This is a genomic window from Blastococcus aggregatus, from assembly GCF_900221005.1.
Lineage (GTDB): Bacteria > Actinomycetota > Actinomycetes > Mycobacteriales > Geodermatophilaceae > Blastococcus > Blastococcus aggregatus.
Window position 1 is genome coordinate 143785 of the sequence record NZ_OBQI01000001.1, and the last position, 17135, is coordinate 160919.

Consider the following 17135-nt stretch of genomic DNA (forward strand, 5'->3'; position numbering starts at 1 on the left):
CGGGTCACCGGCCCACCTGGGCCGGTGACTCCCCGCCCTCCAGGTCGCCCTCGGTGTCGAGGTAGGCCTGCTGCAGCTCGGCCAGCAGTGCCGGGTCGGGCTCGGCCCACATCTTCCGGTCGACGGCCTCGAGCAGCCGCTCGGCGATGCCGTGCAGAGCCCAGGGGTTCGACTGCTCCATGAACTCGCGGTTCTCCGGGTCCAGCACGTAGCTCTGCGCCAGCTTCTCGTACATCCAGTCGGCGACGACGCCGGTCGTGGCGTCGTAGCCGAACAGGTAGTCGACCGTGGCGGCCATCTCGAAGGCGCCCTTGTAGCCGTGCCGCCGCATCGCGGCGAGCCACTTCGGGTTGACCACCCGCGCGCGGAACACCCGCGAGGTCTCCTCGACCAGCGAGCGGGTGCGCACGTGCTCGGGCCGGGTCGAGTCGCCGATGTAGGCCTTCGGCGAGTTCCCCGTCAGCGCGCGGACGGTCGCGACCATCCCGCCGTGGTACTGGAAGTAGTCGTCGGAGTCGGCGATGTCGTGCTCGCGGGTGTCGATGTTCTTGGCCGCCACCGCGATCCGCCGGTAGGAGGTCTCCATGTCCGACCGGGCCGCGACGCCGTCGAGGTCCCGGCCGTAGGCGTAGCCGCCCCACACCGCGTACACCTCGGCGAGGTCGGCGTCGGTGCGCCAGTTGCGGCTGTCGATCAGCGAGAGCAGCCCGGCCCCGTAGGCCCCGGGCTTCGAGCCGAACACCCGGGTGGTGGCCCGCCGGCGGTCCCCGTGCTCGGCGACGTCGGCGTCCACGTGGGCGCGGACGAAGTTCTGCTCCGGGGTCTCGTCCAGGCCCGCGGCGAGGGTGACGGCGTCGTCGAGCATGGTCACCACGTGCGGGAAGGCGTCCCGGAAGAAGCCCGAGATGCGCACCGTGACGTCGATCCGCGGCCGGCCCAGCTCGGGCAGCGGGATCGGCTCGAGCGCGGTCACCCGGCGCGACGCCTCGTCCCACACCGGCCGGACGCCGAGCAGCGCCAGCACCTGGGCGACGTCGTCACCGGAGGTCCGCATCGCCGAGGTGCCCCACACCGAGAGCCCCACCGAGCGCGGGTGCTCGCCGGTCTCGCTGACGTACCGCTCGACGAGCGACTCGGCCAGCCCCTGCCCGGTCTCCCACGCCAGCCGGGAGGGCACCGCGCGGGGGTCGACGGAGTAGAAGTTGCGGCCGGTCGGCAGCACGTTGACCAGCCCGCGCAGCGGCGAGCCCGAGGGCCCGGCCGGCACGTAGCCGCCCTCGAGGGCGTGCAGCGCCATGTCGATCTCGTCGGTGGTCCGCGCCAGCCGGGGCACCACCTCGGCGACGGCGAAGTGCAGCACGCGCTCCACCTCGGTGTGCGACTCCCCCAGCACGTCGAGGACCGTCGGCGCGACGGCGTCGGGAACCCAGCCGGCGTCCTCCATGGCGGTGACCAGCGCGAGGGCGCGGGCCTCCACCTCGTCGGTCTCGTGCAGCCCGGCCGAGCCGTCCTCGACCAGGCCCAGCGCCTCGCGCAGACCGGGCATCGCGACGGAGCCGCCCCAGATCTGCCGGGCCCTCAGGATGGCCAGCACCAGCCCGACCCGGGCGTCACCCTCCGGCGGGGAGCCGAAGACGTGCAGCCCGTCGCGGATCTGGCTGTCCTTGATGGCGCACAGCCAGCCGTCGACGTGCAGGATCATCTCGTCGAACTCGGCGTCGTGCGGGCGGTCGTCCAGGCCCAGGTCGTGGTCGAGCTTGGCGGCCTGGATCAGCGTCCAGATCTGCTGACGGACGGCGGGCAGTTTCGGCGGGTCCATCGCGGCGATGTTGGCGTGCTCGTCGAGGAGTTGCTCCAGGCGGGCGATGTCGCCGTAGGTCTCGGCGCGGGCCATCGGCGGCACCATGTGGTCGATCAGCGTGGCGTGCGCCCGGCGCTTGGCCTGGCTGCCCTCGCCGGGGTCGTTGACCAGGAACGGATAGATCATCGGCAGGTCGCCGAGCGCCGCGTCCGGGGCGCAGGCCGCCGAGAGCCCGACGGTCTTGCCGGGCATCCACTCCAGGTTGCCGTGCTTGCCCACGTGCACGACCGCGTGCGCGCCGAACCCTCCGTCGATCTGTGCGCTGCGCAGCCAGTGGTAGGCGGCCAGGTAGTGGTGGCTGGGCGGCAGGTCGGGGTCGTGGTAGATCGCGATGGGGTTCTCGCCGAAGCCGCGGGGCGGCTGCACCATCACGACGACGTTGCCGGCGCGCAGGGCGGCGAACACGATGCAGTCGTCGGTCGGGTCCACGAACAGCGCCCCCGGCGGCGGACCCCAGTGCTCGACCATCCGCTCGGTCAGCTCGGCGGGCAGCGTGTCGAAGAAGGCGCGGTACTCGGCGGCCGGGATGCGCACCGGGTTGCCGGACAGCTGCTCGGCGGTCAGCCAGTCCGGGTCCTGGCCGCCGGCCTCGATGAGGGCGTGCACCAGCGCATCGCCGTCCAGGTCCGCGACGCCGGGCAGCGCGCCCGGCCCGTCGAACGGACCGATGTCGTAGCCCTGGCCCTGCATGGCGGCCAGCAGCCGGACGACCGACGCGGGGGTGTCCAGGCCGACGGCGTTGCCGATGCGCGAGTGCTTCGTCGGGTACGCCGACAGCATCACGACGATCTTCCGGTCGGCCGGCGCGGTGTGCCGGAGCCGGGCGTGGGCGACCGCGGTGCCGGCGACGCGGGCGGCCCGCTCGGGGTCGGGCACGTACGAGGTCAGACCCTCGTCGTCGACCTCCTTGAAGGAGAACGGGACGCTGATGATCCGGCCGTCGAACTCGGGGATGGCCACCTGGTTGCCGACGTCCAGCGGGGAGAGCCCGTCGTCGTTGGCCGCCCAGCTCTCGCGCGGGGTGCCCAGCACCAGCCCCTGGATGACCGGGACGTCCAGGCGGGCCAGCTCGCCGACGTCCCACGCGCCGTCGTCCCCACCGGCCTGGGCGGTGGCGGGCCGGGAACCGCCGGCCGCCAGCACCGTGACGACCATGGCGTCGACCGTGCGCAGCACCTCGAGCATCGCGGGGTCGACCGCACGCAGCGAGGCGGTGTAGATCGGTACCGGGACGCCGCCGGCGGTCTCGATCGCATCGCACAGCGTGTGCACGAAGGCGGTGTTCCCGGCGAGGTGGTGCGCCCGGTAGTAGAGGACGGCGACCCGGGGGCCGGTCGCGGTGGTGGGGCGGTCCAGCGGGCCCCAGTCGGGCGCGACGGCGGGGGCCTCGAAGCCCTCACCGTCCAGCAGCACGGTGTCGGCCAGGAAGCGGTGCAGCTCCACCACGTTGTCCGGGCCGCCCTGCGCGAGATAGGCGTGCGCCTCGGTGGCGACGCCCATCGGGACCGTGGACAGTGCCATCAGCTCGGCGTCGGGCAGCTGCTCCCCGCCCAGCACCACGACCGGCAGGCCGCTGTCCAGCAACGGCTGCAGCATGTCCTCGTACTTGCGGGCGGCCCCGAGGATCCGGACGACGACCAGGTCGGTGCCGGCGGCGAACGCGGCGAGCTGGTCGGCGCCGACCCGGTAGGGGTTGCCGAGCTTCCAGTCCGACGCGCTGGCCCTGGCCGAGAGCAGGTCGGTGTCGGAGGTGGACAGCAGCGTGAAGGTGCGCTGGGACGTCACGGGAGAGCCTTCCCTGGGGGTCCGCGCCCCGGGTCGTCGGGCACGGCAGCCGGAGTATCTGGCTCCCCTGGTCGCCCAGGGTCACAGTGGCGGGACCGCACCGGAATCGCACCGGTTTCCTCACGCACTGCCGTGGTGTGCGCCGCACGCTACCGGCCGGACATCCCGGCCGGGCAGCCGGCAGCGGTCAGGCGACGCGGATGGCGAGACCGGGCTGCCCGTCGTCCTCGCCCGGGTGCAGCAGCGCCGCGAGCGCCTCCACGCCGTCCACCAGCCGCGGCCCCGGCCGGACGATCACCGCGTCGCCGTCGATGGCCCAGACCGCGCGGCCGGGCAGCGCCTCGGCCACCCTCGCCGCCTGTTCCACCGCACCGGGGAGACCGAAGCCGCAGGGCGCGACCACGACGACCTCCGGGTCGGCGGCGCTGAAGAAGTCCCAGTCGACGGGCGCGGAACGCTGTCCGGGCCGGCAGGCGACGGGCTCGCCCCCCGCGGCGGCGATCTGGTCGGGCACCCAGTGGGCGGCGGGGAACGGCGGGTCCACCCACTCGACCACCGCGACCCGGGGCCGGGGCCGCCCGGCGACGCGGGCCGCGACCGTGGCCAGCCGCGCCCGGAGTGCGGCGACGACCTCCTCGGCGCGCCCGGGGACGCCGAGGCGCCCGCCGACCGTGCTGATCGTCGCGAGCACCTCGTCCAGCGTGTAGGGGTCGAGGGCGACGACGTCGGCCCGGCAGCCCAGGTGGGCCAGCGCCGCGTCGACGGCGCCCGACGGCAGGGCGCAGACGCGGCACAGGTCCTGGGTCAGGATCACGTCGGGGTCCAGCGCGGCGAGCGCCCCCTCGTGCAGCGTGTAGAGGTCCTCCCCCGCCGCGAGCCGCCGGCGCACGGAGGCATCGATCTCCGCTGGGGTCATGCCTGCGGTGTCGAGCCCGCCGACGACCACCGCCTTCTCGCGGCGCGCCGCGGGCGGCTCGTCGCACTCGAAGGTGACGCCCACGAGCTGATCGGCGAGCCCGAGGGCGTAGACGATCTCCGTCGCCGAGGGCAGGAGCGAGACGACGCGCATCGGTCCAGCCTGGCACGTGGCCCCGCCGGCGCGCCGGAGCTGCTGCCGCGCGCACGTAGCCTCGACGCCGCCATGGACGCCACCCCGCCACCCCGCGACCGGCCCGACGCCTGCCCCGGTGCCCTGCAGACGCATCCCGCCGCCGACGGCGCCCTCGCCCGCGTCCGGGTTCCTGGCGGCGCGCTGACCCCGGGTCAGCTGCGCGTCCTCGGCACCGCGGCGCGCGAGCTCGGCGACGGCGCGCTCGAGCTCACCAGCCGCGGGAACGTGCAGCTCCGTGGCCTGCGGGCGGGCGCCGAGACCGAGCTCGGGAACCGGCTGGCCGCGGTCGGGCTGCTGCCGAGCGCCACCCACGAGACGGCCCGCAACGTCCTGGCGAGCGTGCTGAGCGGCCGCGCCGGCGGGCTGCTCGACGCGCGCCCCTGGGTGCCGGGCTTCGATGCGGGGCTGTGCGCCGATGCCCGGCTGGCCGCTCTGCCCGGCCGCTTCCTCGCTGCCTTCGACGACGGCCGCGGTGACGTCGCGGGGCTGCGCGCCGACGTCGGGCTGCTGGCCCTCGACGGGCACACCGTGGCGCTGCTGCTCGCCGGCACCGACACCGGGCTGCGGACCCGTCCCGACGGCGCCGTGGCGCTCGCGCTCGCCGCGACCCGGGCGTTCCTCGAGGTCAGGGAGCAGCAGGGCGGCACGGCGTGGCGGGTCGCCGAGCTCACCGACGGCCGCGAGCGCATGGCAACCGCGCTCGGCGGCGCGCGGCACGAGCCGCGGCCCGTTCCCCGCGCCCCGGCGGCCGGCCCGGCGGGAGCGGTGCGCCAGGACGACGGTCGCACCGCGCTGGTCGCCGTCGTCCCGCTGGGCCGGCTGACGGCGGCCCAGGCGGACATGCTCGCCGCGACCGCCACCGACGGCCTGCAGCTCACCCCGTGGCGGAGCATCGCGGTCCCCGACCTGCCCGATGCCGGAGCGGCCCCGGCCCTCGCGGCCGCGGGCCTCGAACTCGACCCCGGCACCGCCTGGCTGCAGGTCACCACCTGCGCCGGACGCCCCGGCTGCGCGAAGTCGCTGGCCGACGTGCGCGCCGACGCCGTCGCCGCTGTGCGCGCCGGCACGCTCCCCGCGGACGGGGCCCGCCAGCACTGGGTGGGGTGCGAGCGCCGCTGCGGGCGGCCCCCCGGTGACGTCGTGGACGTCGTCGCCACGGGTGACGGGTACCGGATCGGCGTTCCGTAGCCTCGCCCCCGCACGGCGCTCGACCGCGCCGGCAGCGAGTGCGATGGAGACCCGGCAGCACATGTACGAGTACGAGAAGGACGGCGCCGAGATCTACCGGCGGTCGTTCGCCACCATCCGCGCGGAGACCGACCTGGGCGGCATGCCCGAGGACGTCGCCCGGGTCACGGTGCGCATGATCCACGCCTGCGGGCAGGTCGACCTGGTCGAGGACGTGGCGTACTCGTCCGCCGTGGTCGAGCGTGCGCGGGCGGCCCTCGACGCCGGCGCGCCCGTCCTCTGCGACGTCCAGATGGTCGCCTCGGGGGTGACCCGGCGCCGACTGCCGAAGGACAACGACGTGGTCTGCACGCTCAACGACCCGCGCACACCCGGGCTCGCCGCCGAGCTGGGCACGACGCGCACCGCCGCCGCGCTCGAGCTGTGGCGCGACCGGCTCGACGGCGCGGTCGTCGCGATCGGCAACGCCCCCACCGCCCTGTTCCACCTGCTCGAGATGGTCGCCGCCGGCGGCCCCCGCCCGGCCGCCGTCCTCGGCATCCCCGTCGGGTTCATCGGCGCGGCCGAGTCCAAGGACGCCCTGGCCGCCTCCGACCTCGACTTCCTCGTCGTGCGCGGCCGCCGCGGTGGCAGCGCCATCACCGCCGCGGCCGTGAACGCGATCGCGAGCGACGTCGAATGAGCGGACAGGGGCGTGAGCATCGCAGCGAGGAACGAGCGAGGAGCGGAGGGCACCGCGGGAGCGAGTCAGGTGCAATGAGCACCGGCCGCCTCTACGGCGTGGGCCTCGGCCCCGGCGACCCGGAGCTGCTCACCGTGAAGGCCGCCCGGCTGATCGGCGCGGCCGACGTCGTGGCCTTCCACGCGGCGCGGCACGGCCGGTCGGTGGCCCGCGGGATCGCCGCGCCCCACCTGCGCGAGGGCCAGATCGAGGAGCTGCTCGTCTACCCGGTGACCACCGAGACGACCGACCACCCCGGCGGTTACCAGGGCGCCATCGACGAGTTCTACGAGGCCGCCGCCGCGCGGCTGGCCGCCCACCTCGATGCGGGCCGGGACGTCGTGGTCCTGGCCGAGGGCGATCCGTTCTTCTACGGCTCGTACATGCACATGCACAAGCGGCTCGCGCACCGGTACCCGACCGAGGTGGTGCCCGGTGTGACCAGCGTCAGCGGCGCCGCCGCGGCCGTCGGCCGGCCGCTGGTCGAGCGGGACGAGGTGCTCACCGTCCTGCCCGGCACGCTCGGCGCCGACGAGCTCGCCGAGCGGCTGGCGAGGACCGACTCCGCCGTGGTCATGAAGCTCGGGCGCACGTTCCCGCAGGTGCGCGAGGCGTTCGACCGGGCGGGCGTCCTCGACCGGGCGCTGTACGTCGAGCGCGCGACGACCGACGGCCAGCGCACGATGCCGCTGGCCGAGGTCGACCCGGCGAGCGTGCCGTACTTCTCGCTGGCCCTGCTGCCCAGCCCGCTGACCGACGAGCTGCCCGTCCCCGACCGGCCGGCCGACGCCGACGGGCCCGCCGGCGAGGTCGTCGTCGTGGGGCTCGGGCCGGGGGCGCGGTACTGGACGACCCCCGAGGCCGCCGACGCGCTCGCCACCGCCGAGGTGCTCATCGGCTACGGCCCGTACCTGGACCGGGTGCCGGCCAACCCGCGCCAGGAGCGGTTCCCCACGGACAACCGGGTCGAGGCGGAGCGGGCCGCCCATGCCCTGGAGCTGGCCCGGTCGGGGCGCCGGGTCGCGGTGGTGTCCAGTGGCGACCCCGGCGTCTTCGCCATGGCCGCCGCGGTGCTGGAGGTCGCCGGGCGACCGGAGTTCGCGGGCGTGCCGGTGCGCGTCGTGCCGGGTCTCACCGCGGCGCAGGCGGTGGCCTCGCGGGTCGGCGCGCCGCTCGGCCACGACTTCTGCGTGCTGTCGCTGTCCGACGTCCTCAAGCCGTGGGACGTCGTCGTCGACCGGCTGCGGCACGCGGCCGCCGCCGACCTGGTGATCGCCCTGTACAACCCCCGGTCGAAGGCCCGCCCGCACCAGCTCGGCGAGGCGAAGCAGGTGCTGCTGGAGACCCGGTCGCCCGACACCGTGGTCGTCGTCGGCCGGGACGTCGGCGGGCCCGAGGAGCGGCTCACCGTGACCACGCTCGGCGCGCTCGACCCGGAGACCGTCGACATGCGCTGCCTGCTCATCGTCGGGTCCTCGCAGACCCGCGTCGGCCCGTCCGGCCTGGTCTGGACGTCGCGCACCTACCCGGGCTGAGGCCGGCCGCGGGTCGCGCAGCACCCTGACGCCGGGTCGGTCGTTGTCCGTACAGCCGGTGACTGCGTGATCACCGACGTGGACGGGGGGTGCGGCTGTGCAGAGCGACGTGGTCACCTGGGAGGCCTGCCCGGCCTGCGACGGAGCCGCCGCACTCGGCTGGGTCGGGCAGACCCTCACGGAGATCGACTGCGCGGGCCAGTGCCGGCTGACCGACGCACTCCGGGAGGCGATCATCCGGACCGCCACCCCGCCCGCGGCGACGCGGCTCCGGCCTCTCGACGAGTAGCGGCGCCCCGCTGACGGGCGTCCTCAGGGCGCCCGCGTGCGGGCGGTCAGTCGGCGGACGTCCTCGGTCCGGGACCGGCGCGCACCCAGCTCAGCGCGTCGTCGACGGTCACGACGACCGGCACGCCGGGCGGCAGCGGCGGACGGCGGACCAGCACGACCGGTACCCCGAGCTCCCGGGCGGCGGTGAGCTTGGCCGCGGTCATGTGCCCGCCGCTGTCCTTGGTGACGACGACGTCGACCGCGTGCTCGCGGAGGAGAGCGCGCTCGTCGTCGACGCTGAACGGGCCACGCGCGAGCACCACCGAGGTCCGTCCGGGCAGCGGCGACGCCGGCGGGTCGACCGAGCGCACGAGGCAGCGCGCGGTCAGGCCGGCGAACGCGCCCAGCCCCTGCCGGCCCGTCGTGAGGAAGACCGAGCCGAACCCCTGCACCGCGGCCGCGGCCTCCTCCAGCGTGTCCACCCATCGCCAGTCGTCACCCGGCTGGGCGGTCCAGCCCGGCCGTTGCAGCCGCAGCAGCGGATGCCCGGTGACGGCACAGGCCTCGGCGGCGGAGGCGGTCATGGTCGTCGCGAAGGGGTGCGTCGCGTCCACGACCGCGCCGACCGGGTTCGCCCCCAGCCACGCCGCCAGCCCGGCGGCGCCGCCGAACCCACCGATCCGCACCTCCCCCGGGGGCAGCACCGGATCGGCCACCCGGCCGGCGAGCGAGCTGACCACCTCGACGCCCTCGGCGACCAGCGCCCCGGCCAGCCGACGGGCCTCCCCCGTGCCCCCGAGCACCAGCACCCGACCGGTTCCGCTCACCACCGGTGCATCCTTTCCCCGTGACCACAGCGGGCAGGGAGGGCAGCACCGGGCTGCGCTACGGGTGGACGACCGGGGCGTGCGCGACCGCGGCGACCACCGCCGCCTACACCGCGCTGCTCACGGGCGAGTTCCCCGACCCGGTGTCGATCGACCTGCCTCGCGACTTGCACCCGTCGTTCGCGCTGGCGACCGAGGAACTGACCGCAGGCGCGGCGACGGTCGGCGTCGTCAAGGACGCCGGCGACGACCCCGACGTCACGCACGGCGCGCTGGTCTCGGCGCGCGTCACCGCCGGCGAACCGGGCACCGGGGTCACCTTCCGCGCCGGCGAGGGCGTCGGCACGGTGACCAAGCCCGGGCTCCCGCTGGCGGTCGGGGAGCCGGCGATCAACCCGATGCCGCGCCAGTTCATCCGCGAGCACGTGGCCGCGGTCGCCGCGCGGCACGGCGGCACCGGCGACGTCGTCGTCGAGATCTCCGTGGAGCACGGCGAGGAGCTGGCGCGGAGGACCTGGAACCCGCGGCTGGGCATCCTCGGCGGGCTGTCCATCCTGGGCACGACCGGCGTCGTCGTCCCCTACTCGTGCTCGTCGTGGATCGACTCGATCCGCCGCGGCATCGACGTGGCCCGGGCCGCCGGCCGCGAGCACGTCGCGGGGTGCACCGGGTCGACCAGCGAGCGCGTGGTCACCGAGCTCCACGGCCTGCCCGAGGACGCGCTGCTGGACATGGGCGACTTCGCCGGCGCGGTGCTCAAGTACCTGCGCCGGCACCCCGTTCCGCGGCTGACCGTCGCCGGCGGCATCGGCAAGCTGGCCAAGCTCGCCGACGGTCACCTCGACCTGCACTCGGGTCGCTCCCAGGTGTCGACGGAGTCGCTGGCGGCCATGGTGCGCGACGCGGGGGGTGCGCCGGACCTGGTGGACGGCGTCCGTGCGGCGAACACCGCGCTCGACGCGCTGCAGCAGTGCTCGGCTGCGGGCTTCCCCCTCGGCGACCTGGTCGCCGCCGGCGCCCGGACGACGGCGCTCGGCGTGCTCCGCGGCGCCCCCGTCGAGGTGGACGTCGTGGTCATCGACCGCGGGGGGACGATCGTCGGCCGCGCGGGCTGACCGGCCCGTCAGCGGCACCGCGTCGTCGAGTAGAGGTGGCTGTCGGGGAACTCCCCCGCGGTCAGCACCGCCCCGACGATCACCACCGCCGTCCGCTTCAGCCCGGCAGTCTCGACCTGCTCCGCGATGTCGGCCAGCGTCCCGCGCAGGATCAGCTCGTCGTCCCGGCTGGCCCGGGCGACCACCGCCACCGGGCAGTCGGCGCCGTAGTGCGGCACCAGCTCGGGCACGAGCTCGGTGATCCGCTGGACGGCCAGGTGCAGCACCAGCGTGGCGCGCGAGGCCCCCAGCGTGGCCAGGTCCTCCCCGGCCGGCATCGGCGTGGAGCGGGCCGACGTCCGGGTGAGGATCACCGTCTGGCCGACCCCGGGCACGGTCAGCTCGCGCTTGAGCGAGGCGGCGGCCGCCGCGAACGCCGGCACCCCCGGGACGACGTCGTAGGGCACGCCGTGGGCGTCGAGCCGGCGCATCTGCTCGGCCATCGCGCTGTAGACCGACGGGTCGCCGGAGTGCAGCCGGGCGACGTCGAGACCGGCCTCGTGGGCGGCGACCAGCTCGGCGGTGATCCGGTCGAGGTCGAGGTCGGCGGTGTCGACCAGCCGGGCGCCGGGCGGCGCCGTGTCGAGCAGCTCCCGCGGCACCAGGGCGCCTGCGTACAGGCAGACCGGCGCGGTGGCGATGATGCGGGCGGCCCGGACGGTGACCAGGTCCGGTGCGCCCGGCCCGGCGCCGATGAAGTGCACGGTCATGGCGTCACCGAACCACGGAGAAGATCGTGACCGGCAGGGCGGGGCGGAACGCGGTGAAGCCGCCGACCGCGCCCGCGTGCGACACCTGCAGCCGGGTCAGCTCGCCGCCGACCTCCGCCCGCCACCGGAGCACCTCCGTCTCGCTCTCCAGCGTCACCGCGTTGACCACCAGCCGGCCGCCGGGGCGCAGCGCCGCCCAGCACGCGTCGAGGACGCCGGGCACGGTTCCCCCGCCGCCGACGAAGACGGCGTCCGGGGCGGGCAGCCCGGCCAGCGCGTCCGGCGCCGGGCCCTCGACGACGCGCAGCCCCGGCACCCCGAGCCGCACCGCGTTCCGCGCGATGCGGGCGGCCCGGTCCGGATGGGACTCGACCGCCACGGCACGGCAGGAGGGGTGGACCCGCATCCACTCGATGCCGATGGAGCCGGCGCCGGCGCCGACGTCCCAGAGCAGCTGACCGGGCAGCGGGGCCAGCCGGGCGAGCGTGACGGCGCGGACGTCGCGCTTGGTGAGCTGACCGTCGGACTCGTAGGCCTCGTCGGGCAGCCCGGGCACGGTCGGGAGCGGCACCGTGCCGTCGTCCGCGACCGCCTCGACGGCGGTCACCACCAGCGGGTCGACGACGCCGTGCGGCCAGCCCGCCGCGCGGCCGGTCAGCACGTGCTCCTCCGGCCCGCCGAGCCGGGCCAGCGCGGTGATCCGGCTCGCGCCGTAGCCGAGCCGCGCGCACAGGGCGGCCACCTCGGCCGGGGCGCCGCCGTCCGAGCCCAGCACGAGCAGCCGCCGGCCGGGGGTCACGTGCGGGACGAGCAGTTCCAGGGCGCGGCCGACGACGGTCACGACGGCGGTCTCCTCGACCGCCCAGCCCAGGCGCGCGCAGGCCAGGCTGACCGAGGAGGGGTGCGGGAGGACGCGCACCGCGCCGGCTCCGTGCAGCCGCACCAGGGAGGTGCCGACGCCGGACAGCATCGGATCCCCGCTGGCCAGGACCACGACGCGGCGTCCGGGGTGCGCGTCGAGCAGACCCGCCAGCGCCGGGCCCATGGGCGAGGGCCAGGGCACCCGCTCGGCGGGCACGGCGTCCGGCACGAGCCCCAGCTGTCGGGCGCTGCCGCGCAGCACGCCGGCGTCCCCGACGGCTCGCCGGGCAGCCGGCGAGAGGCCGTCCCACCCGTCGGCGCCGATGCCGACGACGGTCACCGGCGCGGCTCCGTCCCGCTCGTCAGCACGCACGACGGGCGATCCTAGGCACCGGGTCCCGGAGGCCGGTTGACACGATGAGCGGCGATGGACATCCCGATCGCGACCGGCCTCGCCCTGGGCGCCGCCGCCGACCTGCTCCTCGCCGACCCCCGGCGCGCCCATCCGGTGGCCGGTTTCGGCGCGGTCGCCGGCGCCCTCGAGCACCGGATCTGGCGCGACTCCCGCGCGGTCGGCGCCGGCCACGCGCTCGGCCTGACCGCCGCCGCGTCGGGGCTCGGCGTGCTCCTGGACCGGGGCACCCGGCGGAGGCCGGCCGCCCGGACCCTCGTCACCGCGGCCGCCACCTGGACCGTGCTCGGTGGCACCTCGCTCGGCCGGGCGGCCGGGGTCATGCGCACCGCCCTGGACGCCGGCGACCTCCCGGCCGGCCGCGCGGCCCTGCCGTCCCTGGCCGGACGGGATCCGCGCTCGCTCGACGGGGACGGGCTGGCCCGGGCGACCGTCGAGTCGGTCGCGGAGAACACCTCGGACGCCGCCGTCGCGCCGCTGTTCTGGGGTGCGGCCGCGGGGCTCCCCGGGCTGCTCGGCTACCGCGCGGTGAACACGCTCGACGCCATGGTCGGCCACCGGTCGCCGCGCTACGAGCGCTTCGGGTGGGCGGCCGCCCGCCTCGACGACCTCGCCAACTGGCTGCCGGCCCGGCTCACCGCCGCGCTCACCGTGGCCTGCGCGCCCCTGGTCGGTGGCTCGGCTCCCGGGGCGCTGCGCACCTGGCTGCGCGACGGCCCGGCCCACCCGAGCCCCAACTCCGGCCGGTGCGAGGCCGCGACCGCCGGCGCCCTCGGCGTGCGGCTGGGCGGCCGGAACGTCTACGGCTCCCGGGTGGAGGTCCGCCCGCTGCTGGGGGCCGCGGGTCGCGCACCCACCCCGGCCGACATCGGCGCGGCGGTGCGGCTGTCGCGGGCGGTCTGGCTCGGCGCCGCCGGGCTGGCCGTCGCCGCCCGGCTGCTGCGGACGCGCTCGTGAGCGGGGCGCTGCTGGTCGCCGGCACCACGTCGGACGCCGGCAAGTCGGTCGTCACCGCGGGCATCTGCCGCTGGCTGGTGCGCGAAGGCGTCTCGGTCGCGCCGTTCAAGGCGCAGAACATGAGCAACAACTCCATGGTCACGCCCGACGGCGCCGAGATCGGCCGGGCGCAGGTCATGCAGGCGGCGGCCGCGCGGGTGGAGCCCGAGGCGGCGATGAACCCGGTGCTGCTCAAGCCCGGCGGCGACAACTCCAGCCAGGTCGTCGTCCTGGGCCGGGCCGTGGCCGACGTGACGGCGCTGTCCTACCGGCCGATGAAGGCCGCGCTGCTCGAGCAGGTCCTGGCCTCGCTCGCGGACCTGCGGTCCCGGTTCGACGTGGTGGTCTGCGAGGGCGCGGGCTCCCCCACCGAGATCAACCTGCGCGCCGACGACATCGCCAACATGGGGCTGGCGACCGCGGCGGACCTGCCCGTCGTGGTGGTGGGGGACATCGACCGCGGCGGGCTGTTCCCGGCGCTCTACGGCACGGTCGCGCTCATGCCGCCGGCCGACCAGCGGCTGGTCGCCGGCTTCCTGGTCAACAAGTTCCGCGGCGACGTCCGGCTGCTCGAGCCCGGCCTCGTCGAGCTCGGACGGCTCACCGGGCGCCCGACCCTCGGTGTGCTGCCGTGGCTCGGCGGGCTGGAGCTCGACGTCGAGGACTCCCTCGGCGTGCCGACCGGCGGCACCCTCACGGGGCCGCCGCACGGCGAGGACGTGCTCCGCGTGGCGGTCGCCCGGCTGCCCCGGCTGTCGAACTTCACCGACCTCGACGCGCTGGCCGCCGAGCCCGGCGTCCTCGTCCGGTACGTCACCCGGGCCGAGGAGCTCGCCGACGCCGACCTGGTCGTCCTCCCCGGCACCCGGTCGACCGTCGCGGACCTCGCCTGGCTGCGGGAGACCGGGCTCGCCGCCGCCGTGCAGCGGCACGCGGCGGCCGGCGGTCCGGTGCTCGGCATCTGCGGCGGCCACCAGATGCTCGCCCGCACCATCACCGACGACGTCGAGTCCCGTGCCGGCACCGTCCCGGCGCTCGGCCTGCTCCCCACCGACGTGCGGTTCGCCCGCGAGAAGACCCTCGGCCGCCCGACCGGCGCGGCCCTCGGCGAGCCGGTCTCCGGCTACGAGATCCACCACGGCGTCGTGACCGTCGACGACTCCGCCGAGCCCTTCCTGGACGGCGCCCGGGCGGGGTCGGTGGCCGGCACCACCTGGCACGGCGCGCTGGAGAACGACGGCTTCCGGCGGGCGTTCCTCACCGAGGTCGCCCGGATCACCGGCCGCCGGTTCGTGCCCGCCCCGGGCACCGATTTCGCCGCGGTCCGCGAGGCCCGGCTGGACCGCCTGGGCGACCTCGTCGCCGAGCACGCCGACACCGCGGCGCTCTGGCGGCTGATCGAGTCCGGAGCGCCGCCGGACCTCCCGCTGCTGCCCCCGGGGTCGGTCGCGGGCTGACCCCCGGCGCTCCCGGCCCGCCGGGAGGGTGTGGTTCCATGTCGCCACCACGCGACGGCAGTGGAGGAAGCCCGGTGCGATTCCGGCGCGGTCCCGCCACTGTGAGCCGACCCCCGGGTCGGTGAGTCAGGAACTCCCGCCGTCGCGCTCCTGCCACCTCCGGGCGTGGACACCCGGGGAGAGGAAGCGTGCTCCCGTGCGCCGTTCTTGCGCATGACCTACCCCTTCAGCGCCGTCGTCGGCATGGACGACATGCGGCTGGCCCTGCTGCTCAACGCCGTCTCCCCCGCCGTGGGCGGCGTGCTCGTGCGCGGCGAGAAGGGCACGGCGAAGTCGACGACGGTCCGGGCCCTGGCCGCCGTCCTGCCGCCGGTCGCGGTGGTGCCCGGCTGCCGCTTCGCCTGCGACCCCGCCGCTCCCGACCCCGGCTGCCCCGACGGCCCGCACGAGCCCACCGCCGGCGGCCCCGTGCGCCCGGCCCGGCTGGTCGAGCTGCCCGTGGGCGCCTCGGAGGACCGCGTCGTGGGCTCGCTGGACCTCGAGCGCGCGCTCACCGAGGGCGTGAAGGCGTTCGAACCGGGCCTGCTGGCCGCCGCGCACCGCGGCGTCCTCTACGTCGACGAGGTCAACCTGCTGCACGACCACCTGGTCGACCTGCTGCTGGACGCCGCCGCCATGGGCACCGCCTACGTCGAGCGCGAGGGCATCTCGGTCCGGCACGCCGCCCGCTTCCTCCTCGTCGGGACCATGAACCCGGAGGAGGGCGAGCTGCGGCCGCAGCTGCTCGACCGGTTCGGCCTGACCGTCGAGGTCGCCGCGCCCCGTGACCCGGCTGTGCGCGCCGAGGTCGTGCGCCGGCGGTTCGCCTCCGACGCCGACCCGGCCGGCTTCGCCGCCGCGTGGTCGGCGCAGGAGTCCGGGCTCGCGGACCGGATCGCCGGCGCCCGCGCCCGGCTGCCGCACGTCGTCCTGTCCGACGCCGCGCTGCAGCAGGTCACCGCCGTGTGCGCGGCCTTCGACGTGGACGGCCTGCGCGCCGACCTGGTCACCGCCCGCGCCGCGATCGCGCACGCCGCCTGGTGCGGTCGCGACGAGGTCACCGAGGACGACGTCCGGGTGGCCGCCCGCCTCGCCCTCCCGCACCGCCGCCGGCGCAACCCGTTCGACGCCCCCGGCCTCGACGAGGAGACGCTGGAGCAGGCCCTCGCCGACAGCCGGCCCGACGACGACGGCCCCGAGGACGACGGCCCCGACGGCAGCGGCGGTCCACCTGCTCCGACCGACCCGGACGCTGCCCCCGGGAACGACGACGAGGGACTTTCTGCACCGAAAGTCCCTGACGGCGACGGGCAGCAGCCGACGACGGCGCCGCGCGGCGAGGGCGGCGGCCACACCGAGGCCGCACCCGCCCCCGACCAGGCCGCGGCCGCCCCGTCGGAGACCTTCCGCGCGCGGCGGCTGGAGGTGCCGGGCATCGGCGCCGGCGCGGCGGGCCGACGGTCGCGCGCCCGCTCGGAGCGCGGCCGGGTCGTCGGCTCCACCCGTCCGATCGCCGCGGTCACGAAGCTGCACCTGACCGACACCGTGCTCGCGGCCGCACCGCACCAGCGGGCGCGCGGCCGCACCGGTCCGGGGCTGCGGATCGCCCGCGAGGACCTGCGCCAGGCGACGCTCGAAGGCCGGGAGGGCAACCTCGTGCTCTTCGTCGTCGACGCCAGCGGCTCCATGGGCTCCCGGGCCCGCATGGGCACGGTGAAGGGCGCCGTCCTCTCGCTGCTGGTCGACGCCTACCAGCGCCGGGACAAGGTCGGGCTGGTCACCTTCCGCGGCACCGGCGCCGAGCTGGCCCTGCCGCCCACCTGGTCGGTCGAGGCCGCCGCCGCGCGGCTCGCCGAGCTGCCCACCGGAGGACGGACGCCGCTGGCCGCCGGCCTGCTCCGTGCCGCCGAGGTGCTGCGGGTGGAGCGCATCCGCGATCCACGGCGCCGCCCGCTGCTCGTCGTCGTCACCGACGGCCGCGCGACCGGGGCCCGCGGAGGTGCCCCGCTCCTCGAGGCGCACGCCGCCGCGAGGCTCCTCGCCGCCGCGGGCGTGGCCGCCGTCGTCGTCGACTGCGAGTCCGGGCCGGTCCGGCTGGGCCTGGCCTCGACCCTGGGCGCCGTCCTCGGCGGGCCGACCCTCGCCATGGGCGAGCTCGCCGCCGACGGTCTCGCCGCGACGGTCCGCGACGCCCGGAAGGTGGCCTGA

General features: G+C 76.5%; 13 protein-coding genes and 2 riboswitches. Of the genes, 8 read left to right on the top strand and 5 right to left on the bottom strand.

Translation table 11 applies throughout. The features are described from left to right. Positions 1-4: 4 nt before the first annotated feature. Both cobN and CRP29_RS00700 read right to left on the bottom strand, forming a co-directional pair. Entirely contained in the window at positions 5-3646 is a 3642-nt protein-coding gene (gene cobN, locus CRP29_RS00695; RefSeq protein ID WP_176522775.1) for a cobaltochelatase subunit CobN, read from the bottom strand. Between the two features lie 52 nt (positions 3647-3698). After that, positions 3699-3768: riboswitch (cobalamin riboswitch) on the bottom strand. A 65-nt stretch (positions 3769-3833) separates the two neighbouring features. Further along, positions 3834-4715 carry an ABC transporter substrate-binding protein gene (locus CRP29_RS00700; protein ID WP_097193161.1) on the bottom strand — a complete coding sequence of 294 codons (882 nt, stop codon included), beginning with the start codon at positions 4713-4715 and terminating at the stop codon, positions 3834-3836. Between the two features lie 72 nt (positions 4716-4787). On the opposite strand from CRP29_RS00700, the gene CRP29_RS00705 reads away from it, so the two are divergent. The 4 genes from CRP29_RS00705 (at position 4788) to CRP29_RS00720 (ending at position 8490) form a co-directional block, all read left to right on the top strand. Continuing rightward, a complete protein-coding gene (locus CRP29_RS00705) occupies positions 4788-5945 on the top strand; it encodes a precorrin-3B synthase (RefSeq protein WP_097193162.1) in 1158 nt (385 codons plus the stop codon). A gap of 43 nt (positions 5946-5988) precedes the next feature. Then, positions 5989-6627: a precorrin-8X methylmutase gene (locus tag CRP29_RS00710; RefSeq protein ID WP_245852232.1), complete on the top strand. Its 639-nt coding sequence runs from the start codon at positions 5989-5991 to the stop codon at positions 6625-6627. Between the two features lie 74 nt (positions 6628-6701). Continuing rightward, complete coding sequence (locus tag CRP29_RS00715; protein ID WP_097193163.1) at positions 6702-8201, top strand: precorrin-2 C(20)-methyltransferase; 1500 nt, start codon at positions 6702-6704, stop codon at positions 8199-8201. 97 nt (positions 8202-8298) lie between these two features. Further along, positions 8299-8490 carry a hypothetical protein gene (locus CRP29_RS00720; protein ID WP_097193164.1) on the top strand — a complete coding sequence of 64 codons (192 nt, stop codon included), beginning with the start codon at positions 8299-8301 and terminating at the stop codon, positions 8488-8490. Between the two features lie 46 nt (positions 8491-8536). On the opposite strand, the gene CRP29_RS00725 is transcribed toward CRP29_RS00720, so the two are convergent. Then, on the bottom strand, positions 8537-9298 hold the full coding sequence (locus CRP29_RS00725) for a cobalt-precorrin-6A reductase (protein ID WP_097194007.1): 762 nt from the start codon (positions 9296-9298) through the stop codon (positions 8537-8539). 20 nt (positions 9299-9318) lie between these two features. On the opposite strand from CRP29_RS00725, the gene CRP29_RS00730 reads away from it, so the two are divergent. Then, a complete protein-coding gene (locus CRP29_RS00730) occupies positions 9319-10413 on the top strand; it encodes a cobalt-precorrin-5B (C(1))-methyltransferase (protein ID WP_097193165.1) in 1095 nt (364 codons plus the stop codon). An 8-nt stretch (positions 10414-10421) separates the two neighbouring features. Here the strand turns inward: CRP29_RS00730 and cobM are convergent, their stop codons facing one another. Continuing rightward, positions 10422-11162, bottom strand: a complete 741-nt coding sequence (gene cobM, locus CRP29_RS00735; protein ID WP_097193166.1) for a precorrin-4 C(11)-methyltransferase — start codon at positions 11160-11162, stop codon at positions 10422-10424. A 4-nt stretch (positions 11163-11166) separates the two neighbouring features. Then, positions 11167-12396 (bottom strand): precorrin-6y C5,15-methyltransferase (decarboxylating) subunit CbiE, encoded by a 1230-nt coding sequence (gene cbiE / locus CRP29_RS00740; protein ID WP_245852234.1) that lies wholly within the window; start codon positions 12394-12396, stop codon positions 11167-11169. 54 nt (positions 12397-12450) lie between these two features. Between cbiE and CRP29_RS00745 the strand changes: the two genes are divergently transcribed. The 3 genes from CRP29_RS00745 (at position 12451) to CRP29_RS00755 (ending at position 17135) form a co-directional block, all read left to right on the top strand. Next, a complete protein-coding gene (locus CRP29_RS00745; protein ID WP_097193168.1) occupies positions 12451-13392 on the top strand; it encodes a cobalamin biosynthesis protein in 942 nt (313 codons plus the stop codon). Next, positions 13389-14888, top strand: coding sequence for a cobyric acid synthase (locus CRP29_RS00750; RefSeq protein WP_097193169.1), 1500 nt, complete (start codon positions 13389-13391; stop codon positions 14886-14888). The genes CRP29_RS00745 and CRP29_RS00750 overlap by 4 nt, the downstream gene beginning before the upstream one ends. Positions 14889-14951: 63 nt before the next feature. After that, positions 14952-15024, top strand: a riboswitch (cobalamin riboswitch). 77 nt (positions 15025-15101) lie between these two features. Further along, complete coding sequence (locus tag CRP29_RS00755; protein WP_097193170.1) at positions 15102-17135, top strand: putative cobaltochelatase; 2034 nt, start codon at positions 15102-15104, stop codon at positions 17133-17135.